Source organism: Spirillospora sp. NPDC127506 (genome assembly GCF_040302145.1).
Classification (GTDB): domain Bacteria; phylum Actinomycetota; class Actinomycetes; order Streptosporangiales; family Streptosporangiaceae; genus Spirillospora.
This window is the reverse complement of record NZ_JBEORG010000003.1, coordinates 1-21,007: the sequence shown is the minus strand read 5'-3', so window position 1 is coordinate 21,007 and position 21,007 is coordinate 1. Positions and strand designations below refer to the sequence as shown.

19 protein-coding genes and 2 tRNA genes are annotated in these 21,007 nt (G+C 71.7%); 13 read left to right on the top strand and 8 right to left on the bottom strand.

All coding sequences use genetic code 11. The features are described 5' to 3' along the window. Nucleotides 1-110 precede the first annotated feature (110 nt). Nucleotides 111-1,442 carry an ABC1 kinase family protein gene (locus tag ABTW95_RS04445; RefSeq protein ID WP_396448988.1) on the bottom strand — a complete coding sequence of 444 codons (1,332 nt, stop codon included), beginning with the start codon at nucleotides 1,440-1,442 and terminating at the stop codon, nucleotides 111-113. Nucleotides 1,443-1,618: 176 nt separating this feature from the next. On the opposite strand from ABTW95_RS04445, the gene ABTW95_RS04440 reads away from it, so the two are divergent. The 3 genes from ABTW95_RS04440 to ABTW95_RS04430 all read left to right on the top strand — a co-directional run bounded on the left by ABTW95_RS04440 (nucleotide 1,619) and on the right by ABTW95_RS04430 (nucleotide 3,782). Further along, complete coding sequence (locus ABTW95_RS04440) at nucleotides 1,619-2,419, top strand: enoyl-CoA hydratase/isomerase family protein (protein ID WP_500224510.1); 801 nt, start codon at nucleotides 1,619-1,621, stop codon at nucleotides 2,417-2,419. 161 nt (nucleotides 2,420-2,580) lie between these two features. Further along, nucleotides 2,581-3,132, top strand: a complete 552-nt coding sequence (locus tag ABTW95_RS04435; RefSeq protein ID WP_500224508.1) for a M48 metallopeptidase family protein — start codon at nucleotides 2,581-2,583, stop codon at nucleotides 3,130-3,132. Beyond that, nucleotides 3,129-3,782, top strand: coding sequence for a hypothetical protein (locus tag ABTW95_RS04430; protein ID WP_396448991.1), 654 nt, complete (start codon nucleotides 3,129-3,131; stop codon nucleotides 3,780-3,782). The genes ABTW95_RS04435 and ABTW95_RS04430 overlap by 4 nt, the downstream gene beginning before the upstream one ends. 25 nt (nucleotides 3,783-3,807) lie before the next feature. Here the strand turns inward: ABTW95_RS04430 and ABTW95_RS04425 are convergent, their stop codons facing one another. From ABTW95_RS04425 to ABTW95_RS04415, 3 genes are read right to left on the bottom strand one after another with little or no spacing between them, the layout of a single operon-like run. After that, a complete protein-coding gene (locus tag ABTW95_RS04425) occupies nucleotides 3,808-4,374 on the bottom strand; it encodes an NUDIX hydrolase (protein WP_500224506.1) in 567 nt (188 codons plus the stop codon). Nucleotides 4,375-4,428: 54 nt separating this feature from the next. Next, entirely contained in the window at nucleotides 4,429-4,605 is a 177-nt protein-coding gene (locus ABTW95_RS04420; RefSeq protein WP_500224505.1) for a hypothetical protein, read from the bottom strand. Next, nucleotides 4,602-6,011, bottom strand: a complete 1,410-nt coding sequence (locus tag ABTW95_RS04415; protein ID WP_500224503.1) for a zinc-dependent metalloprotease — start codon at nucleotides 6,009-6,011, stop codon at nucleotides 4,602-4,604. Before ABTW95_RS04415 ends, ABTW95_RS04420 begins: the two co-directional genes overlap by 4 nt. Before the next feature lie 89 nt (nucleotides 6,012-6,100). On the opposite strand from ABTW95_RS04415, the gene ABTW95_RS04410 reads away from it, so the two are divergent. Beyond that, entirely contained in the window at nucleotides 6,101-7,183 is a 1,083-nt protein-coding gene (locus ABTW95_RS04410; protein WP_500224500.1) for an NAD-dependent epimerase/dehydratase family protein, read from the top strand. A gap of 52 nt (nucleotides 7,184-7,235) precedes the next feature. Here the strand turns inward: ABTW95_RS04410 and ABTW95_RS04405 are convergent, their stop codons facing one another. Continuing rightward, the gene (locus tag ABTW95_RS04405; protein ID WP_500224497.1) at nucleotides 7,236-10,229 is read right to left on the bottom strand and encodes a UPF0182 family membrane protein; all 2,994 of its coding nucleotides are present in this window, start codon (nucleotides 10,227-10,229) and stop codon (nucleotides 7,236-7,238) included. Between the two features lie 32 nt (nucleotides 10,230-10,261). On the opposite strand from ABTW95_RS04405, the gene ABTW95_RS04400 reads away from it, so the two are divergent. The 4 genes from ABTW95_RS04400 (at nucleotide 10,262) to ABTW95_RS04385 (ending at nucleotide 12,472) form a co-directional block, all read left to right on the top strand. Then, nucleotides 10,262-10,798 (top strand): PPA1309 family protein, encoded by a 537-nt coding sequence (locus tag ABTW95_RS04400; RefSeq protein WP_396448996.1) that lies wholly within the window; start codon nucleotides 10,262-10,264, stop codon nucleotides 10,796-10,798. 29 nt (nucleotides 10,799-10,827) lie between these two features. Further along, entirely contained in the window at nucleotides 10,828-11,271 is a 444-nt protein-coding gene (locus ABTW95_RS04395; RefSeq protein WP_500224496.1) for a molybdenum cofactor biosynthesis protein MoaE, read from the top strand. A 27-nt stretch (nucleotides 11,272-11,298) separates the two neighbouring features. Continuing rightward, nucleotides 11,299-12,348: a YlbL family protein gene (locus ABTW95_RS04390; RefSeq protein WP_500224495.1), complete on the top strand. Its 1,050-nt coding sequence runs from the start codon at nucleotides 11,299-11,301 to the stop codon at nucleotides 12,346-12,348. 50 nt (nucleotides 12,349-12,398) lie between these two features. Next, nucleotides 12,399-12,472, top strand: a tRNA-Met gene (locus tag ABTW95_RS04385). A 297-nt stretch (nucleotides 12,473-12,769) separates the two neighbouring features. Here ABTW95_RS04385 and ABTW95_RS04380 read toward each other — a convergent pair. Further along, nucleotides 12,770-13,723, bottom strand: a complete 954-nt coding sequence (locus tag ABTW95_RS04380) for a helix-turn-helix domain-containing protein (protein ID WP_500224492.1) — start codon at nucleotides 13,721-13,723, stop codon at nucleotides 12,770-12,772. 71 nt (nucleotides 13,724-13,794) lie between these two features. Between ABTW95_RS04380 and ABTW95_RS04375 the strand changes: the two genes are divergently transcribed. Together ABTW95_RS04375 and ABTW95_RS04370 are read left to right on the top strand one after the other, a co-directional pair. Next, a complete protein-coding gene (locus tag ABTW95_RS04375; RefSeq protein WP_396452795.1) occupies nucleotides 13,795-14,130 on the top strand; it encodes a cupin domain-containing protein in 336 nt (111 codons plus the stop codon). 103 nt (nucleotides 14,131-14,233) lie between these two features. Continuing rightward, the gene (locus tag ABTW95_RS04370) at nucleotides 14,234-15,808 is read left to right on the top strand and encodes an acyl-CoA synthetase (protein WP_500224490.1); all 1,575 of its coding nucleotides are present in this window, start codon (nucleotides 14,234-14,236) and stop codon (nucleotides 15,806-15,808) included. Here ABTW95_RS04370 and ABTW95_RS04365 read toward each other — a convergent pair. Next, the gene (locus ABTW95_RS04365; protein ID WP_500224489.1) at nucleotides 15,805-16,908 is read right to left on the bottom strand and encodes a PucR family transcriptional regulator; all 1,104 of its coding nucleotides are present in this window, start codon (nucleotides 16,906-16,908) and stop codon (nucleotides 15,805-15,807) included. The two genes, ABTW95_RS04370 and ABTW95_RS04365, sit on opposite strands and share 4 nt — an antisense overlap. Nucleotides 16,909-17,026: 118 nt before the next feature. Here ABTW95_RS04365 and ABTW95_RS04360 point away from each other — a divergent pair, with 118 nt between their 5' ends. Both ABTW95_RS04360 and pruA read left to right on the top strand, forming a co-directional pair. Continuing rightward, nucleotides 17,027-17,935, top strand: coding sequence for a proline dehydrogenase family protein (locus tag ABTW95_RS04360; RefSeq protein ID WP_500224486.1), 909 nt, complete (start codon nucleotides 17,027-17,029; stop codon nucleotides 17,933-17,935). 14 nt (nucleotides 17,936-17,949) lie between these two features. Continuing rightward, nucleotides 17,950-19,581 (top strand): L-glutamate gamma-semialdehyde dehydrogenase, encoded by a 1,632-nt coding sequence (pruA, locus tag ABTW95_RS04355; protein ID WP_500224485.1) that lies wholly within the window; start codon nucleotides 17,950-17,952, stop codon nucleotides 19,579-19,581. On the opposite strand, the gene ABTW95_RS04350 is transcribed toward pruA, so the two are convergent. Further along, nucleotides 19,578-20,786 carry a cytochrome P450 gene (locus ABTW95_RS04350; RefSeq protein WP_500224482.1) on the bottom strand — a complete coding sequence of 403 codons (1,209 nt, stop codon included), beginning with the start codon at nucleotides 20,784-20,786 and terminating at the stop codon, nucleotides 19,578-19,580. The genes pruA and ABTW95_RS04350 overlap by 4 nt on opposite strands. A 132-nt stretch (nucleotides 20,787-20,918) precedes the next feature. Here ABTW95_RS04350 and ABTW95_RS04345 point away from each other — a divergent pair. Continuing rightward, nucleotides 20,919-20,992 (top strand) — tRNA-Met (locus ABTW95_RS04345). The last annotated feature ends 15 nt before the right edge of the window (nucleotides 20,993-21,007 follow it).

Below are 21,007 nucleotides of genomic sequence, written 5' to 3'. Positions count from 1 at the left end.
CCCGGCGGGCACGTGGAGCGCGTCCGGTGCCCCACTTCACCGGGCGCGCGAACAACGGGCCCCGCGCATCTCATCAATGCGCGGGGCCCCGCTGGTCCGCGGCCGGGTCGTCAGCCGGGGACGAGCTCGCCGTCCTCGTCGCCGGCGAAGCCCGGCACCCACTTCAGCGACTCGGCGCGGGCGGGGATCTCGCACTCCAGCTGGCACAGCACGCCGGTGCCCGCCGACAGCACCCGGTGGATGATCACGTACTCGGGCGGCAGGTTCAGCTGCCGCACGACGTTGGACGGCCGCAGGTCGGTGACCCGGGCGGCCATGTCGCGCAGCCACTCCCGGTTGAACTTGAACGTCTCGGTGATGAACGGCTCGGTGATCGGGGCGAGGAACGCCTGCAGCGACTCGGTGTCGATCTCCACGCCCTCGCGGATGAAGTCCTCGCCGCGGAGCGCCTCCTCGATCTCGTCGATGTCGGCCATCGTGCCGATGCGCAGCAGCAGCCCGAGCCGCCGCTGGAAGCCGCCGGGGATGCGGTCCACGGCGCCGAAGTCCAGGACGCCGAGCCGGCCGTCCTCCAGCAGCCGGAAGTTGCCGGGATGCGGGTCGCCGTGCAGCATCCCCGACCGCTTCGGGCCGGACAGCAGGAACCGGCAGTACAGCAGCGCCGCGTGGTTCCGGGTGTCCTGGTCGCCGTCACTGATGATCTTCGAGAGGAGGGTGCCGTCCATCCACTCGGTGATCAGGATGTCGCCGGACTGCGCGATGACCTCGGGGATGTAGAAGTCCGGGTCGTCCAGGTACGCCTCGCGGAACAGGGACTGGGACTCGGCCTCGATCGTGTAGTCGAGCTCCTCGGCCACCCGCTCCTTCAGCTCGGCGAGCATCGCCTTGACGTCCAGCCCCGGCATCAGCACGCCGAACAGCCGCCCGAGGCGGGCGAGCTGGTTGAAGTCGCTGATCAGCGCCTTGCCCGCGCCCGGATACTGGACCTTCACCGCGACCGCGCGGCCGTCGTGCCAGACGGCCCGGTGCACCTGCCCGATGGACGCCGCGGCGGCCGGCCTGTCGTCGAACGACTCGAAGTAGTCGCGCCAGTCCTCGCCGAGGAACTCCTCCAGGACCTTGTGGACGGTCGCCGCCGGCAGCGGGGGAGCGGCCTCCTGCAGCTTGGTCAGCGTGGCCCGGTAGGGGCCGGCGATCTCCGGCGGCAGCGCCGCCTCGAAGATCGACAGCATCTGGCCGAGCTTCATCGCCCCGCCCTTGAGCTCGCCGAGCACCTTGAACAGCTGCTCGGCGGTGCGCGTCTGGATCTCCATCGCGACCGCCTCGGCGGGCTTGCCGAAGGTCCGCTTCCCGACGCCGAGGGCGGTGCGACCCGCGAAGCCGATGGGGAGGGACGCCAGCTTTGCTGACCGCGTCACCGCGCGGCGGGGAAGATCGCTCACGCCGTACATTGTCGGTGATCGGGTGTCGTTCACGCCACAACGGTCGGCAAGTATCGCCGGTGCCGGAACCGGCTCGCACGCGTGACCTGCACCGATGTGGTAAGTGTGCGCTTTCTCACGGCGGTGGGGGCGGTCCGGGGGACACGGGCGGAACGGGATTCGGTAGCGTGCGGGGCATGCCCGGAGACTCCGCCGACGCGCTGCTCGTCGAACGCCGCCCCGACGGGGTCGCCGTCCTCACGCTGAACGACCCCGGGCGCCGCAACGCGATGTCGGACGAGATGACCGCCGCGTGGAAGGCAGCGATCGGCGGCCTGCGCGCCGACGCGGGACTGCGCTGCGTCGTCGTCACCGGCGCCGGCAGCGCGTTCAGCTCCGGCGGCGACCTGTCCTGGCTGGCCGGCACCAACTCCGTCTCCGTCCCGCCGCTCCGCGACCGCATGCTGGAGTTCTACCGGACGTGGCTGCTGATCCGCGGCCTGGAGGTCCCGACGATCGCCGCCGTCAACGGGCACGCCGTCGGCGCCGGGCTCTGCCTCGCCCTCGCCTGCGACCTGCGCTACGCCGCGGACGACGCCAAGCTCCTCGCCCCGTTCACCGCGCTCGGCCTGCACCCCGGGATGGCCGCGACCTGGCTGTTCCCCGAGGTCGCCGGGCTCCCGCTGGCCCGCGAGATGCTGCTGGCCGGACGCGTCCTCACCGGCGCCGAGGCGGCCGCGAACGGGCTGGTCAACCGGGCCTTCCCGCGCGCGGACCTGCTGGAGGAGGCGCTCGCCGTCGCCGCGCGGGTCGCCGCGCAGGCGCCGATCGCGACCCGGCTCACCAAGGTCGCGCTCTCCGGGGGCGGCCACGCCGACATGGAGGCGGCGCTGCGCTGGGAGTCGCTCGCGCAGCCGCTGACGATGTCGTCCCGCGACATGATCGAAGGACTGACGGCCCGGAAGGAGCGGCGCAGCCCGCAATTCACGGGTGAGTAAAACGCGCGCGGAGATTCCACACGCCCCCGGGGGATGGTCAAAACATAGGGCCTGACCTGCGGCGACGTCAAACACCCCCTTTGGTGCGGGCAAATTTCGAGTACGGTTCAAGCGTGCCCCCTAATGTTGAGGTCCGCCGCAGTGCCAGGCGCAGGCGAACCGTGTCCGCCTACCGCGACGGCGACAAGGTGGTGGTGATGGTTCCGTCCAGGCTCACCAAGGCCGAAGAGGAACAGTGGATCGCGACCATCTTGGAACGGCTCGAGGAGCGCGAGCGCCGCAGGCGGCCGACCGACGCCGACCTCCAGTCGCGCGCCCGCGAGCTGTCCCGCCGCTACCTGGACGGCCGCGCCGACCCGGTCAGCGTCCGCTGGGTCGCCAACCAGCGCACCCGCTGGGGGTCCTGCACCCCGGACGACGGCACGATCCGGCTGTCCACCCGGCTGCGCGGCATGCCGGGCTGGGTGGTCGACTACGTCCTCGTCCACGAGCTGGCGCACCTGCTCGTCCCGGGGCACGGCGCCGACTTCTGGGAGCTGGTCGGCAACTACCCGAAGGCCGACCGCGCCCGCGGCTACCTGGAGGGCGTCGCCGCCGCCGCGCACCTGCCGCTGGAGGCCGACGCGCCCGACGGCGAGGCCGCCGGGGACGGCATCCACCGCGGCGACGGGCTGCACCCGGGCGCGGAGTACCCGCACGAGGCCGCCGGGTGACCGACGCCCCCGACCGGGCGCCCGGAGCGCCCGCCCGCTTCGCCGCGGTGCTCTCGCTCCCCGCCCGCCCCAGGGACGTCCCGCCGGGGATCGACCCCGGCGAGTTCCGGCTCGCGCTGCTCGAAGACACCTACGAGGTCGTCGCAGGGCTCGACCTGGTGACGCCCGCGCTCGTCCTCGACCCGCCCGACCAGCCGGACGCCGAGGCGGTCACCTGGCCCGGCACCCCGATCGTCCGGGAGGCGACCCTCGCCGGCGCGTTCGCCGCGCTGCACGCGCTGGGCGCCGGATCCGCCGCGCTCGTCGCGCAGGACGCCCCCGACCTGCCGCCGCTGCTGCTCGGCAAGCTGTTCCGCGCCGTCGGCAGCGCCCCGTCCGCCGCCTGCCGGGCCGAAGACGGGACGCTCGTCGCCCTGGCCGCCCGCCTGCCCCTGCCCGGCTGGCTCGCCGCCGCCCTGCACGACGTCGACCTCGACACACCGGACGCCCTGGCGCGCCTCCGCGCCGCCGCGCCCCGCCCGGGCCTCGTCCCGCAGGGCCCCGGCTGGCACCGCCTGCGCACCCTCGCCGACCTGCGCCGCCTGGACCCCGGCCTCGAAGGCTGGGAGAACACCCGCGCGCTCCTGCAAGGCCACCCCCTGGGCCGCTGAACCGGGCCGGACGGGGCCGTGCGCGTCAGCGGCTCAGCGAGACCGCGCGCGCCACCAGGTCGCGGACGGCGTCGTCTGTGGGCTCGGGGATGTCGTCCACCGGGAACCAGCCGAGGTCGTCCGACTCGTCCGACACCGCGTGCCGGGCCCCCGCCGGGGCGATCGCGACGTACTGGACGTCCAGGTGCCAGGTTCCGCCGGGATGGCAGCGGACGGCGTGCCGGTCCAGCTTGACGGGTTCGGGGAGCAGCCGCAGGCCCGCGATGCCCGACTCCTCCGTCGCCTCACGCAGCGCCGCCGCGGCGAGGGTGGCGTCGCCCGGCTCGCAGTGCCCGCCGAGCTGGAGCCACGCCTTGACCTTCGCGTGCAGGGTCAGCAGCACGCGGGAGCGGGACGCGTCCAGCACGGCCGTGCTGGCGGTGATGTGCCCGGCCGCGCACGCGCGCCACATCCCGTCCGCCGGATGCTCCTCCAGATGCCGCAGGAAGTCCCGCCGCACCCGCTCCTGCCCGGCGTCGGGCGCCCGCCACGACGCCAGCACCCGCACCGCATCGCCGTAGAGGCCGTCCGGTGCCGGTGAACCCCGGGTCACCGGCCCCTCCGCGCCGGGTGGAGCCCGCGCCGCGCGGTCATCGGGCGGCCCGCGTCATGTGCGGCCCACGCGGGGGTAGCGGGAGTTGTCGGGGCGGCGGCGACGGCGCTCCTGGTCGATCGGGCGCTGCCAGCACAGGCTCGCCCGCGCGACACGGCGCCGCACGGCGTTCGTGGACGACCCGGGCGCGTAGCGGCAGCCGTTCACCCGGGGCGGACGCGGCCCGGTCATGCGCGCGGCCCGCCGTCGTCCGGGCCGGGCCCGCCGCCGGGCCCCCCGTCGTCCGGCTTCTCGTCGTCCGGCTTCTCGTCCGGCTTCTCCGCGGACTCCCCGCCCTCGTCGGGCGCCTTGGTCAGCTTGGTCAGGTCCAGGTCGGACAGGCCCTCGATCTCGTCGCGGCCGTGCACGAAGCCGTCCGGGTCGTCGAGGTCGTCCGCGGTCGGGAGCAGGTCGGGGTGATCCCACACCGCGTCCCGGCCCTGCGTGCCGCGCGCCTCGCCCAGCGACCGCCACAGCGCGGCCGCCTCGCGGAGGCGGCGGGGCCGCAGCTCCAGGCCGACCAGCGTCGCGAACGTCCGCTCGGCGGGGCCGCCGGTGGCGCGGCGCCGCCGCACCGCCTCGGCCAGCTTCACCGAGCCGGGCAGCCGCCCCTCCGCGGCCTCGTTCACGACCGTGTCGACCCAGCCCTCGACCAGCGCGAGCGTCGTCTCCAGCCGGGCCAGCGCCGCCTTCTGCCGCGGCGTCTCCTCGGGCTGCAGCTGGATCTCGCCGCCGAGCGCCTCCTGGAGGGCCTCCGGGTTGCTCAGGTCGAGCCCCTGCACGGCCTGCTCGATGCCCGAGAGGTCGACGGTGATGCCGCGCGCGTACTCCTCCACCGCGCCCAGCAGGTGCGAGCGCAGCCACGGGACGTGCGCGAAGAGCCGCTGGTGGGCGGCCTCGCGCAGCGCCAGATACAGCCGGACCTCGTCGGCGGAGACCTCCAGGCCCTCACCGAACGCCTCGACGCCCGCGGGCAGCAGCGCGCCGACGCCGTCCGGCGCGAGCGGCAGGCCCACGTCGACCGAGCCGGTGACCTCGCGGGCCAGCGCGCCGAGCGCCTGCCCGGCCTGGCCGCCGACCATCGCGCCGGCCATCTGCTTGACCATGCCGATCAGCGGGCCGGCCATCGCCTGCACGTCGGCGGGGATCTCGCCGCCGCCGAGCGCTCCGCCCATCGAGTCGACCATCCGGGTCGCGATCGGGTCGCACACCTTCGCCCACACGGGGAGCGTCTGCTCGATCCACTCCGACCTGCTCCACGCCTGCGGCGTGCGGATGCCGGCGGGCAGCGTCGTCCGCTCGTCCAGCCACAGGTCGGCCAGGCGCAGCGCCTCCTCGACCTGGCGCCGCTCGGTGTCGACGACCGACGGGTCGCCCTGCTCCACCACCGTGTGCCGCGCGATGTTCTTGGCCAGATCCCAGTTCAGCGGGCCGCCCGCCCCGCCGCCCGCGCCCTGCGCGCCGATCATGTCGGCGAACCGGTGCAGCATGTCGGCGAACTGCGCCATGTCGCCGCCCATGCCCTTGAATGGATCCTGGGGCCGGTCGTCGTCGTCTCCGTCGCCGGGACGGTTGAAGCCGAAGGGAGTGTTGCTCATCGGATCGCCCCTGGGATGCATGATGGGCTCATATCCGCAACGTTAGCCGGTCCCGGCAAGGTCGCGTACTCAAGGAAGGGGGCAGCCCCGTGGCAACGGGCAAGGTTCGCCCTCGGCGTAGCAAGGCCCCGGTCGTCGCCGTCACCGGCGCCGCGTCCGGGGCGGGGCGGCTGCTGGCCGCCCGGCTCGCCGGACGGGAAGAGATCCGCAAGGTCGTCGCCATCGACGGGCAGCGCGGCGACGTGCCCGGCGTCACCTGGCGCGTCACCGACATCCGCGACCCGCTGCTTTCGGGGCGGCTCTCCGACGTGGACGTCATCGTCAACCTCGACATCGAGCGGTCCCCGGACGCGGACCCGCGCGAGCGCCGCACCCACAACGTCCGCGGCGCCCAGACGGTCGTCACCGCCGCCGCGGCCGCCCGCGTCCGCCGGGTGGTCCTCGTCACCTCCGCGATGGTGTACGGGGCGGGGCCCGGCAACGAGGTGCCGCTGAGCGAGGACGCGCCGCTGCTCGCCGAGGCCAGCACCAGCATCGCCGGCGACTACCTGGAGATGGAGGAGCTGGCCGCGACCGCGCCCGTCACCCACCCCGGCCTGGACGTCACCGTCGTCCGCCCCGCCGCGGTCGTCGGGCCCGGCGTCGACACCGTGGTCACCCGCCACTTCGAGGCGCCGCGGCTGCTGTCGGTCAAGGGCAGCACCCCCGGCTGGCAGTTCTGCCACATCGAGGACCTCGCCTCCGCGCTGGACGTCGTCGTCACCGAGGGCGTGCGGGGCCCCGTCGCCGTCGGCGGCGAGGGCTGGCTCGGCCCCGAGGAGGTCGCCGAGATCACCGGCAAGCGCAGCTTCGAGCTGCCCGCCGCGCTCACCTTCGGCATGGCGCAGCGGCTGCACCGGCTCGGCATGACCCCCGCGCCCGCCACCGACCTGCACTACGTCGCCTACCCGTGGGTCGTCGACTGCGCCCGGCTCCGCGCCGCCGGCTGGAAGCCCATGTACGACAACGCCGCCGCCCTGCGCGTCGCGATGGAGGAGACCGCGGGGCGGCACGCCGTCGTCGGCCGCCGCGTCGGCGGCAAGGAGGCCACGGTGGCGACCGCCGCGGGCGCCACCGTCGCCGCGATCGGCGCCGCCGCCGCCATCCGCCGCGCCCGCAAGCGCCGCAGGTAGCCCGGGCCGCGCGCCGGCGCCCCGCCCCGCCCGGCCCGGGCGGAGCCGGGCGTCAGCTCGACGACGGTGTGGCGCTCGGCGTCGCGCTCGGGGACGGCGACGGGCTCGGCGACGCCTTCGGGGCGGCCTTGCCCGCGGCGGCCAGCGCCGCCTGCGCGTCCTTGATCCGCTTCCAGGCGTCGCCCATGCCCGGGTAGTCGCCCTTCTTCTGCGCGTTCTCGTAGTCCGTCACGGCCTTGTTCAGGTCGTTGATCGCCTTCTGCGCCGCCGCGCTCAGCTCGCCGCCGGGCGGCGCGCCCTGCTGCGCCGGGGCCTGCGGGCCGGAGCCCGTCCCGCCGAGGACCTGGTCGAGCGCGTCGGCGAAGGTGTCCGCGGCCGCGATGCTCTCCCCGTACCGCACGAGGATCTTGCCGAGGATCGGGTACGGCTGCTGCTCCTTGCCGCCCGACGCCTTGGTGTACATCGGCTCCACGTACAGCAGGTCGCCGCCGAACGGGATCGTCAGCAGGTTGCCGGCGACGGTCTTCGTGCCGCCCTGCCGCAGTGCGAACAGGTCGTTCTTCACCTTCGAGTCGGTCTCGAACGAGTTCTGCACCTGGCCCGGCCCGGCCGGCTGCGCGTTGCGCGGCATCTGCAGGATCTGGATCTGCCCGTAGTCGCGCCCCGGCGTCGACCCCACCGCCATGAACGCCGCCAGCTGCGGGTTGTTGCGCGGGTTGAACACCGTCGTCAGCGCGAACGACTGGCTGTCCTGGCCGGGCATCCGCAGGCTCTGGTAGTAGGGCGGCTGCCGCTTGCCCCTCACCGTCGGGTCCTGCGGGACCTCCCAGAAGCCCTCGCCGTTGTAGAACGCGGACGGGTCCGTCACGTGGTACTTGGTGAGGATCTTCCGCTGCACCTTGAACAGGTCCTGCGGGTAGCGGAAGTGGGCCTCCAGCTCCGGCGGGATCGACGAGCGCGGCTGGACGGTGTCCTTGAACACCTTCATCCACGTCTTGGTCACCGGGTCGTTCTCGTCCCACTGGTACAGGTGAACGCTGCCGTCGTAGGCGTCGACGGTGGCCTTCACCGAGTTCCGCATGTAGTTGATGTGGTCGTTCGCCTGCTGCGCCACCGCCGACCGGGTGTCGGTGATGGTGTCGCGGGTCGCGTCCCCGAGGCTCATCCGCTCCGAGTACGGGTAGCTGCTGGACGTCGTGTAGCCGTCCACGATCCACAGGATGCGCCCGTTCACCACCGCCGGGTACGGGTCGCCGTCCAGCGTGAGCCACGGCGCGGCCTTCTGCACCATCTCGCGCGGCGACCGGTTGTAGAGGATCTTGGCGTCCTGGTTGATCGCGCCGGACAGCAGCAGGTTCTTGTCCTGGAACTTCGCCGCGTACAGCAGCTTGCGGAAGAACGAGTCGATGCGGACGCCGCCCTGCCCCTCATAGGTGCTGCTCTGCTGCCCCGAGGCGCTGTTGTCGGGGTAGTTCAGCTCCTGCTGGCCGCGCCCCCCGGCCACCGAGTACTCCGGCGAGCGCTCGCCGAAGTAGATCTCCGGCTGCGCCACCTTGATCTGCTGGTTCTGGGACGCCGGCATGTCGCGGGTGATGAAGTCCGGCTCCCGCGAGTCGAACCGGTCGCCGTAGGCCGACACGAAGCCGTAGCCGTGCGTGTAGACCATGTGGTCCTTGATCCAGCTGCGCTGCCCCGCCGGGGCGCCCGACAGCTCCCGCAGCGCGACGATCGTGTCGACCGTCTTGCCGTCCACCTGGTAGCGGTCCACGTCGAGCGTGTCCGGGAACTGGTAGAACGGGCGGATCCGCTGCAGCTGCTGGAACGTCTCGCCGACCACGTTCGGGTCGAGGACGCGGACGCCGCCGTCGGTGAGCTTGTCGGCGTCCTCCCGCAGCTTCTTCTTGTCCGTCACGGGCTGCGACCCGTACGGGACCACCTTCGCGCCGTCCACCCCGTAGGCCGCGCGGGTGAACTTGATGTTGCGCGCGATGAACTGGCGCTCCTTGGCCAGCTCGTCCGGCTTCACCTGGAACTGCTGGATCAGCAGCGGGTACACGCCGCCCAGCAGGATCGCCGACAGCACCAGCAGGGTGAACCCGACGCCCGGCAGCATCATGCCGCGGCGCAGCAGGTTGCTGAAGAACATCACGGCGCACAGCAGCGCTATGACGAACAGGATCGTCTTCGCGGGCAGCAGGGCGTTGACGTCCGTGTAGGACGCGCCGGTCGTCACCCCGCGTTCCGAATGCACCAGGCCGTACCGGTCGAACCAGTACGCGACCGCCTTCAGCAGGATGAACACCCCGAAGAGCACCGACAGGTGCGCCCGCGCGGACGGGCTCGCCTTGTCGCCCGGCCCCTGCAGCCGCAGCCCCCCGTACAGGTAGTGCACCATCACCGCGGCCAGGATCGACAGGATCACCGTGGCGAACACCACACCGAGGACCAGCCGCAGGAACGGATACGTGAAGACGTAGAACGACACGTCCTTGTGGAACTGCGGATCCTCCACGCCGAACGGCGTCCGGTTCAGGAACGCCAGCCACACCGGCCACTGGCCCGCCACCGACGAGCCCGTGAGCACGCCCAGCAGGCCCAGCAGCACGAAGGAGATCAGCCGCCGCCGCGGATCGATCACCGCGCGGTAGCGCTCCAGGCCCTGCTGCTCCACCGACAGCGGCCGGTACGCCGGACGCAGCCGGGAGGCGATCAGTATGTTCGCGCCCACCACCAGCGTCATCAGCAGGCCCGCCCCGAAGAACAGGGCGATCTTCGCCTGCAGCTGCGTCGTGTAGACGGACGAGAAGCCGATGGAGCGGTACCACAGCAGGTTCGTGTACGTCGTCGTGAAGATCATGAAGACGACCAGCAGCACGGCCAGTACCACCAGAACCGGCAGGACCAGCCGCGTCCGTCCGGTACCGAGCCGGCGCCCGAAAGCGGGAGTCCGGAACGTCAAGTCGGCCCCTCCGATCGAGGTCTCGCTCACCGGCAGCCCGCCGGTGCTGTAGATGCAACTTACCGACTGCCGCGGAGGTTCCGGCATTTCCAGGTCCCGATTGGGGGAAAGATGGGCCCGTGAGCCTTCTGGAAGAAGTCGTGCTGGACCTGGAACGTCATTCGGCCCAGGAGGGCTGGGACAGCGCGCCCCGCCTCTACGCCCTCGTCCGGAGCACCGAGCTCCGCCGCGCCGAACCCGAACTCGCCGACCAGCTCGGCCTAGCCCCCGACGCCGACACCCTCGCCGCCCTCGAACAGCCGGCCCTCCCGGAGAGAGACGCCATCGAGGACTCCCTCGCCTCCATCGCCTGGCCCGACGCCGTCGAAGGCTGCGCCCTCGTCATGGAACGCGTCGTCCTGCCGCCCGGCGTCGAGGACGACATCCCCGAAGACGAGGCCGAAGCCGCCGAGTTCGCCGCGTCCCACCCGCAGCGGGAAGACGTGCGCATGGTCGTCGGCGTCCTCCGCGACGGCGCCCGGCACTCCGCCCTCCGCCTGCGCCGCCACGACAGCGACGACGAGGTCCTCGCCGGGCCCGACCTCGTCCCCGCCCTCGCCGAAGCGCTCGCCGCCACCTTCGAACCCGACGAACCCGGCGCGTCCCCGCGGCCATAGGCCGCTCCCGGCGAGGTAGCCTGCGGGACGTGACCCAAAGCGTTGCGGGCGAGGACGTCATCCGGCTGATCGGCGTCCGCGAGACGCCCCTGTCCATCGACGAGGCGTACGCCGCCGTCGGCGCCCCCGGCGCCGGCGGCATCGCCGTCTTCGCCGGCACCGTCCGCGACCACGACCACGCCCGCGCCGTCAGCCGCCTCTCCTACAGCGCCCACCCCACCGTCGAACGGGAACTGCGCGCCGTCATGGAGAAGGTCGCCGCCGACCACCCCGTCCTCGGCCTCGCCGCCGTCCACCGCGTCGGCGCCCTCGAGATCGGCGACATCGCCGTCGTCGTCGCCGCGTCCTCCGCCCACCGCGCCGAAGCGTTCGCCGCCTGCCGCAGCCTCATCGACGACCTCAAGGCCAACGTCCCCATCTGGAAGCACCAGACCTTCGCCGACGGGGACGACGAGTGGGTCGGAGCCTGCTGAGCCCCCCGACCGCATAGAGTTTCCGGCATGTCTCGCCGTGCCGCCACGCTCACCGTCGCGAGCGTGCTCGTCCTCGTGCTCGCCGCCATCGGCTCCGTCATGCGCGTCCCCTACGTCGCGCTCATGCCCGGACCCACGAGCAACACCCTCGGCACGAACGACAAAGGCCAGCCCCTCATCCGCATCGAAGGCCGCAAGACCTACCCCGACCAGGGCAACCTGAACTTCACCACCGTCACCTACCGCGGCGGCCCCGGCGGCCGCATCGACCTCTTCACCGCCCTCCGCGGCTGGCTCGACGGCGACACCGCCATCGTCCCCGAAGAGACGATCTTCCCCAAGGACGAGTCGCCCAAAGAGGTCGACCAGGAGAACACCCGGGCGATGCAGGACTCCCAGCAGAACGCCGAAGCCGCCGCCCTCCACGAACTCGGCATCCCCGTCACCACCCGCGTCGTCGTCGACGGCGTCCAGAAAGGACGCCCCGCCGACGGCGTCCTCAGACCCGGCGACGAGATCACCGCGCTCGACGGCGCCGAGACCACCAGCGTCTCCCAGATCACCGGCGCCATGGCCAAGCACAAGATCGGCGACACCGTCACGCTGACCTACAAGCGCGCCGGCAAGGAGCAGAAGGCCGCCCTCAAGACCGTCGCCGACCCCGCCGGCAAACGCGCCGTCGTCGGCATCGTCCTGTCCGACCAGTACAAATTCCCCTTCAAGATCGACATCAGCATCGGCGACATCGGCGGCCCCTCCGCCGGCCTCATGTTCTCCCTCGCCATCTACGACAAACTCACCCCCGGCCCCCTCACCCAGGGCAAATTCATCGCCGGCACCGGCACCATCACCCCCAAAGGCGAAGTCGGCCCCATCGGCGGCATCCAGCAGAAGATGATCGCCGCCCGCAAAGCCGGCGCCACCGTCTTCCTCACCCCCAAGGACAACTGCGCCGACGCCCTCGACGCCCGCCCCGGCGGCCTCCGCCTCGTCCGCGCCGACACCCTCCACAGCAGCATCCAAGCCATCAACGCCCTCACATCCGGCAAAGGCGACGTCCCCGCCTGCACCAAATGACGCCGCCCGACCGAACCACCCCCCGCCATGGCATAGACTTGAAACATCACCGCGGGGTGGAGCAGTTCGGTAGCTCGCTGGGCTCATAACCCAGAGGTCGCAGGTTCAAATCCTGCCCCCGCTACTGGTCTGGGGTCCCCTGGTCGCCGCCTCTGGCGGCTTCCCTGGGGACTCTTCGCATGTCGTCCGGGGGGCGACCCCCCGGAGCCCCCCGGTTCCGCCGCCCGCCCCCCACCCGCCCGCCCCCGGGGCTCCGCCCCTGTCCCCCGTTGGGGCTTCGCCCCTCGCCCACCGTGGTTTCGGTCCTGGCCTCCCGCAGGCTTCCGTCCTGGCCTTCCGCGGGCTTCGGGTCTCTGTGCCTCTGCCGCTTTGACTCCTGCCCATGATCTGGGTGGTCGGCCGGTTGCAGGTGCTTCGGCCCCTAGAAGGGGTGGTGGGGATTGAACGCTCTTCTGTAGGCGCCTGGGGTTGTTCCTAGGGCCTTTTGGAAGCGTCTGCGCAGGTTCGTGGCCGAGGACAGGCCCACTCGGTGGGCTATGGCCTCCAACGGGAGGTCCGTCGTTTCCAGTAGCTGGCGGGCTGCCGTTATTCGTTGCGTCAGTAGCCACTGGCCTGGGGGGACGCCTAGTTGGTCTGTGAAACGGCGGGCCAGTGTTCGGGGGGAGACTCCTGCTCGGGCCGCCAGCGTTTCCACGGTCAAGGGGGCTGCCAGGTGGGTGGTCGCCCACTCGAGTAGCGGGGCTAGGGAGCCGTCCATCTGGGTCGGGTGCGGGGGTGCCGCGTACTGCAGCTGGCCGCCCTCGCGGTGTGGGGGCATGACCATGCTCCGGGCCAGGTGTGCGGCGTAGCTCGCGCCCTGGTCGGTGCGTACCAGGTGCAGGCAGAGGTCGATGCCCGCGCCTGCGCCCGCGCTCGTCGCTATGTCGCCGTCGTCCACATAGAGGACGTCCGGGTCGACCTTGACGGCGGGGAAGCGTTCGGCCAGTTCGGCTGTGCGCGCCCAGTGCGTGGTCGCTCGCCTTCCGTCCAGCAGGCCGGTGTGCGCCAGCCCGAAGGCGCCTGTGCAGATGGAGACCAACCGTGCCCCTCGTTCGTGGGCACGCCGGATAGCGTCGGCCAAGGTGGGGGACGGGGGCTCGGCCGGGGGAAGCCAGCCCGGGATCAGCACCGTGTCCGCTTCGTCCAATGCCTCCAAGCCGTCGGGCACGTGCATGGAGTAGCCGGCGAGCGTGGTGATCGGGCCTGGCTGCTCCGCGCACACGGTGAACGTGTAGCGGTCGGGGAGGTCGGGACGCGGCGTCCCGAAAACCTCGGCCGCGCAGCCCAGTTCGAACGTCGACTGCCGCGGGCGGACCAGGGCGACGACTCGGTGCATGGCAGAAAAGTACCGCTCAATGTCTTTTCTGACACTCGGCAGGTCGTGCTGCGCTTCGTCAAGGTGGATCCATGAGTTCGACAGAGCCTCAGGTGCCCGGCTATGTGTGGTCCGCTGTGCAGGACGCGCCGGTTCGCGAGATCTTCCCCGGGATACGGGTGCGGTCGCTGTGGAAAGGGGACGGCGGCGCGTCCGCGCACGTGCTGGAGATGGACCCGAACAGCTGCTGGGAGGGCGTCGACGTGCACGAACCCGGCCCCGAGGAGGTCTTCGTGGTGTCCGGGGTCTTCAACGACGGCGAGCGCGACTACCCGGCCGGGTCGTTCATCCATGCGCCGGCGGGATCCAGCCACGTTCCGCAGACGGAGGAGGGGTGCACCCTGTTCCTCTTCTACCCCGAAGGGTGAGCTTGCTTTCGGGCCCGCCGATACCCCCTTTTGGGGGTGGCGGAGGCGCGGCAGGTGTGGTTGCATGCCGCTGACCTGGGCTTTTGTTGGGGAGGTGGCGGTCTTGTCCGACTCGGTGGCTCGTGCTCGTCAGCACTCGGTGGGGGATCTGCTGCATCGGACGGCGCGGCGGTATCCGGACAAGCTCGCCGTCGTCAGCGGGGATCTGCGGGTCACGTACGCGGAGTTCGACGCCGCGGTCAACCGGGCGGCGCACGCGCTGGCCGCGCGCGGAGTGGGCAAGGGCGACCGCATCGCGCTGCTCAGCCACAACTGCTGGCAGTACGCGGTGATCGCGTTCGCGACGGCGAAGCTCGGCGTGGTGCTCGTGCCCGTCAACTTCATGCTCACCGCCGACGAGGTCGCCTACATCGTCGGGCACTCCGGGGCGTCCGGGATCATCGCGGAGGACGCGCTGGCCCCCACGGCGGAGAAGGCCCTCGCCACCGCCGGTGTCGAGGGCGGCGTGCGGGGGTGGATCCCGCTGTCGGGGGCCGCGGCCGCCGACGGATGGGAGGACGTCGACTCCTGGTGGCGTGAAGGGCCCGACTCGGCGCCGGACGTGCTGGTCGCCGACGACGATCCGCTCCGGCTCATGTACACCTCCGGCACCGAGTCGCGGCCCAAGGGCGTGATGCTGTCCAGCCGGTCGCTGATCAGCCAGTACGTGAGCTGCGTGATCGACGGGGAGATGAGCGCCGACGACGTCGAGGTGCACACGCTGCCGATGTACCACTGCGCGCAGCTCGACTGCTTCTTCTCCGTCGACGTCTACCTCGGCGCGACCAGCATCATCCTGCCGTCGCCCGAGCCGGCCGCCCTGCTGGAGACGATCGAGCGGGAGAAGGTCACCAAGCTCTTCTGCCCGCCCACGGTGTGGATCTCGCTGCTGCGGCACCCCGACTTCGAGACCCGGGACCTCTCCAGCCTGCGCAAGGGCTACTACGGGGCCTCGCCCATGCCGGTGGAGGTCCTGCGGGAGCTGCTGCGGCGGCTGCCGGACGTGCGGCTCTGGAACTTCTACGGGCAGACGGAGATGGCGCCGCTCGCCACCATCCTGCGCCCCCACGAGCAGCTGGAGCGGGCCGGCAGCGCGGGCCGCGCGTCCATCAACGTCGAGACGATCCTCGTGGACGACGACGGGAACCCCGTGGCGCCGGGCGAGATCGGCGAGATCGTCCACCGCAGCCCGCACGCGGCGCTCGGCTACTACCGGGACGAGGAGAAGACCGCCGAGGCGTTCCGCGGCGGCTGGTTCCACTCCGGCGATCTCGGGATCATGACCGAGGACGGCTACCTGTCCGTCGTCGACCGCAAGAAGGACATGATCAAGACGGGCGGGGAGAACGTCGCCAGCCGGGAGGTCGAGGAGGCCCTCTACGAGCTGGACGGAGTCGCCGAGGTCGCCGTCTTCGGCATCAGCCACCCGCACTGGATCGAGGCCGTCACCGCGGTGGTCGTCCCCAAGCCCGGCGCCGCCCTGACGGTCGACGACGTCGACGCGCACGCCCGCGGGCGCCTCGCGTCGTACAAGCGCCCCAAGTACGTGGTGCTCGCCGACTCGCTGCCGAAGAACCCCAGCGGCAAGATCCTCAAGCGCGAGCTACGCGACCGCCACGCCTCCCTGGCCGAAGGCTAGGAGCCGTCCTGCCTCAGATGGGGGGCGAGGGTCAGGGCCAGGTGGAGGGTCAGGCGGTCCTGGCCGCTGGTCAGGGAGAGGGCCGTCAGGTCTTCTATCCGGCGCAGGCGGTGGTAGAGGGTCTGGCGGTGGATGTTCAGGGCCTTCGCCGTTTGCTGGACGCTGCCCGCCAGGTCCAGGTAGGTGCGGGCCGTTTCGGCCAGGTCCGGGTGTTGTAGCAGGCGGGTGGTGCCCGGGGTCTGGGTCGTTTGGGCGAGGGCTTCGTCGCCTGCTGTGCGGAGGAGGCGGAGCGCGCCCAAGTCCGCCCAGTCGCGGGTCTCGCCGGGGGCGGCGGTACGCGCCGCGATGCGGGCGCGGAGCCAGCCTTCGTGGACGTCCTCCAACGTCGCGCACGGGGAGTACACCCCTGCCCGGACTGGACCGTTGCGCTCCTCCAGGAGCCGGCGGGCCCTGTCGAGGGTGGGCGCGGTGGGCGTCGAAGCCGGGATCACCAGGACGTGGTCGCGCTGCCAGACGGTCGTCAGGACGGAGTGGTGGAGCTGCCACGGATTGAGCGGCTCGGGGGACGGCGTCCGCAGGACCGCGACGGTGAGCGGGGTGTCCGGAGCCGCGGCTCCGGACAGGTCGTCCGCCGCCTGCGCGCGGGTCTCGGGGTAGGTGGAGAGCAGATCGGCGACCTTCCACGCGAGGTCGTCGCGTTCCCTGGCCTGGCGGGCCATGAGGAGGGCGGCCCGTTCGCAGAGCGGCATCGCCTTGGCCGCCTGGGCGCTCGTGATCCTTTCCTGGTCGTCGAGAAGCCACAGGTAGCCGTAGGTCACGTTGTTCCAGCGGACGGGCAGGCAGAGGCGGCCGAGCTGGCCGAGGGACGTGTCGGCCGGGATGCGGACCGGGCCCGTGGCGCGGGCGATGCCGTGGCGTTCGAAGCGGGCGCGGACGGCCTCGGACGCGCGGCGGTGCAGGATCGAGTCCATCCGGACGGGGTCGATCGTGTCGCCGTGGGCGGCGTAGGCGACGAGATGGAAGTCGCGGTCCTCCAGCGTGGCGGGAGCGCGCAGGAGGTCGGCCGCCTGCTCGACGATGTCCTGGAGGTCGGGGGCCATACGCCTCCCTTCATACGTCTGTATGAAGTGTAGCCGGGATGAAAGTGGCATTTGGCTGTAGGGGGACGGCGGCGCCGCTTCTACCGTTCGAGGTGTTCCTCGAAGGCTGGAGGCTCCCATGCTCGGTCCTCTTCTCCTCGCCGCCGCGCGCAGCGACCGGATGCGCGGCCTCGTCACGTCCATGCCCCTCACCAGGGGCGTCGTCGACCGGTTCGTCGCCGGGGACGATCTTGAGGCGGCGCTCGGGACGGTCCGGGAACTCGGCGGCGCCGGGCTCAGCGTCACGCTCGACCATCTGGGCGAGGACACCCGGGAGCCCGCGCAGGCGAAGGCGGCCCGGGACGCCTACCTGCGCATGTTCGCGGTGCTCGAGGAGCACGGGCTCGCGGGCGGCGCCGACGCCTCGGTGAAGCTGTCCGCGCTCGGCCAGGCCCTCCCGGGCGAACTCGCGCTCGACCACGCGCGGGACATCTGCGCCGCCGCGGGGCGGGCCGGCATGACCGTCACGCTCGACATGGAGGACCACACCACCGTCGACTCCACGCTGGAGACCCTCGGCAAGCTGCGCAGCGACTTCCCCTGGGCGGGCGTCGCGATCCAGGCGATGCTGCGGCGCAGCGCGGGGGACCTGCGCGACCTCGCGGGGGAGGGGTCGCGCGTCCGGCTGGTGAAGGGCGCCTACGCCGAACCCGCCTCGGTCGCCTACCAGAGCCGCCGCGAGGTCGACCGCGCCTACGTGCGGGGGCTGCGGCTGCTGATGGAGGGCGACGGCTACCCGATGGTCGCCACCCACGACCCGCGGATCATCCAGATCGCGCTCGCGCTCGCCGCCGGGCGGCCGCCCTCGTCCTACGAGTTCCAGATGCTCTACGGGATCCGGGGCGCCGAGCAGCGGCGGCTCGCCGAGGCCCACCGGGTGCGCGTCTACGTCCCGTACGGGGCCGACTGGTACGGCTACTTCATGCGGCGCCTGGCCGAACGCCCCGCCAACCTCGCCTTCTTTCTCCGTTCGTTCGTCTCCCGCTAAGGAGGGCCATTTCCATGGACGCCGTGACCAACGTCCCGACGCCGGTGAACGAGCCGGTGCGCGGGTATGCGCCGGGCAGCGCCGAGCGGGCCCGGCTGGAGGCGAAGCTCGCCGAGCTGACCGCGGAGGCGCCGATCGACCTGCCCATGACGATCGGGGGCGAGCGGCGGCTCGGCGCCGGCGCCAAAGTCGCCGTCGTGCAGCCGCACCGGCACGCGTCAGTGCTCGGGACCTTCGGCACCGCCACCCGGGACGACGCGCGGGACGCCGTCGACGCCGCGCTGAAGGCCGCGCCGGCCTGGCGGGCGATGTCCTTCGACGACCGCGCCGCGATCTTCCTGCGGGCCGCCGACCTGCTCGCCGGGCCGTGGCGGGAGACGCTGCTGGCCGCCACCATGCTCGGGCAGTCCAAGACCGTCCAGCAGGCGGAGATCGACAGCCCGTGCGAACTGGTCGACTTCTGGCGCTTCAACGTGCACTACGCCCGGCGGATCCTCGCCGAGCAGCCGATCAGCGGCCCCGGCGTGTGGAACCGCTCCGACCACCGGCCGCTGGAAGGGTTCGTCTACGCGATCACCCCGTTCAACTTCACCGCGATCGCCGGGAACCTGCCGACCGCGCCCGCTCTGATGGGCAACGTCGTCGTGTGGAAGCCGTCCCCGACGCAGACGTACTCCGCCGTCCTGCTGATGCGGCTGCTCGAAGAGGCCGGCCTGCCGGCCGGAGTCATCAACCTGGTGACGGGCGACGGGCTCGCCGTCTCCGACGTCGCGCTCCAGCACCCCGAACTGGCCGGCATCCACTTCACCGGATCGACCGCGACGTTCCGGCACCTGTGGAAGACCGTCGGGAACAACATCGAGAAGTTCCGCGGCTACCCGCGGATCGTGGGGGAGACCGGCGGCAAGGACTTCGTCGTCGCGCACCCGTCCGCCGACCGGGCCGTGCTCAAGACCGCGCTCGTCCGGGGCGCGTTCGAATACCAGGGGCAGAAGTGCTCGGCGGCCTCCCGGGCCTACATCCCGCGGTCGATCTGGGACGGCGGGTTCAAAGAGGAACTGGCCGCCGAAGTCGACGGGCTCACCATGGGAGACGTCGCGGACCTGTCCAACTTCATGGGCGCGGTCATCGACGAGCGCGCGTTCGCCAAGAGCAAGGCGGCGATCGACCGGGCCCAGGCCGACCCCGGCGTCGAGATCGTGGCGGGCGGGACGTACGACGACTCCGTCGGGTACTTCGTCCGGCCCACCGTCCTCGTCTCCGGCGACCCCGAGAACGAGATCTTCCGGACCGAGTACTTCGGGCCGATCCTCGGCGTCCACGTCTACGACGACGACCGGTACGACGAGATGCTCGCCCAGATGGAGTCCGTCGCGGACTACGCGCTCACCGGCGCCGTCATCGCGACCGACCGCGCCGCCGCCGCCCACACCGCCGAAGTGCTCCGCTACGCGGCCGGCAACTTCTACATCAACGACAAGCCGACCGGCGCCGTGGTGGGCCAGCAGCCGTTCGGCGGCGCGCGGGCGTCCGGCACCAACGACAAGGCCGGCTCCGTGTTCAACCTGCTGCGCTGGACGTCGCCGCGCTCCATCAAGGAGACGTTCGTCCCGCCGACCGACTACCGGTACCCCCACATGGGCTAAGACCCGCCGATGCCCGTCGCCGGGAGCGACACCCAGCCGCGGGTGAACGGGGACGAGATCCGTTCGGACCTTTCCAGGTCCACACCGACATCCGGGTGGGCCTGGAGAAGCTCCTCCAGCGCCACCCGGGCCTGGAGCTTCGCCAGATGCGAGCCGATGCAGAAATGGACGCCGCTGGAGAAGCCCAGATGGCGCGGAATCTCCCGGGTGACGTCCAGCTCGTCGGCGGACGGGCCGAACTCGCGCTCGTCCCGGTTCGCCGACCCGAACAGCATCATCACCTTCTCCCCCTCGGGGATCTCCGTCCCGTGCAGCATGACCGGACGGGTCGTCGTCCTGGCCAGCGCCTGCACCGAACCTTCGAGGCGCAGGAACTCCATCAGCGCGTTCGGGATCAGAGACGGGTCCGCGACGAGCCGCTCGCGCTGCGCATGGTCGCCGTCCAGCAGCGCCACCCCGTGCGAAATCAGGTTGCCGGTCGTGTCATTGCCGCCCGCGACCATCACGAAGCAGAACCCGAGCACGTCCCAGTCGGAGAGGCGCTCCCCGTCCAGCTCCGCCGCCACCAGCGCGCTGATCAGGTCATCGGACGGGTCGGCGCGGCGCGCCGCGATCACATCGGTGAAGTACCCGAACATCTCCGCCACGGCCCCGACCGCCTCGCTCTTCAGCGACCGCAAGCCGAAACCCTCGTCCTGGAGGGTCGTCAGCGCCGACACCCACGGGTCGAACCGGGCCCGATCCGCCTCCGGCACACCCAGCAGATGCGCCAGCGCGTACGTCGGCAGCGGAGACGAGAAATCCCGGTGCAGGTCAGGGATCCCGCCGTCCGCCGCCTTCCGCTCCATCACGGCGATCCGCGACCGGACGAACCCGCGGAGCAGGCCCTCCATCGCCGCGACACGGCGAGGAGTGAAACCGTGGCTGATCAGCCGCCGCAAAGCGGTATGGCGCGGCGGATCCAACATCACGATCGTCGGAGCCAGACCCAGCGTGCCGATCTCATCCGGATAGAACGTCAAACCCCGCGCCGACGAGAACGTGCCCGGATCCCGCGTCGCCGCCCAGACATCCGCGAACCGAGAAAGCGCCCAAAACGGCGGATCCTCATGGCGGTGAACAGGCTCCTCGTCACGGAGACGCCGATACGCCGGATAAGGATCGGCCTGGAACCCCAGATCGAAAGGATCATAGACATCCGCCACCAGCGGCCTCCCGTCACACAGGCGCCGTACACAACACTGCCCGCCAGTATCCGCCCGCACCGCCGCCCTCCAACCCCCCAAACCGAACCCGTTTGCCTAACCACCCCCCACCCCATACAGTTGACCCATCACCGCGGGGTGGAGCAGTTCGGTAGCTCGCTGGGCTCATAACCCAGAGGTCGCAGGTTCAAATCCTGCCCCCGCTACTGGTCTGGGGTCCC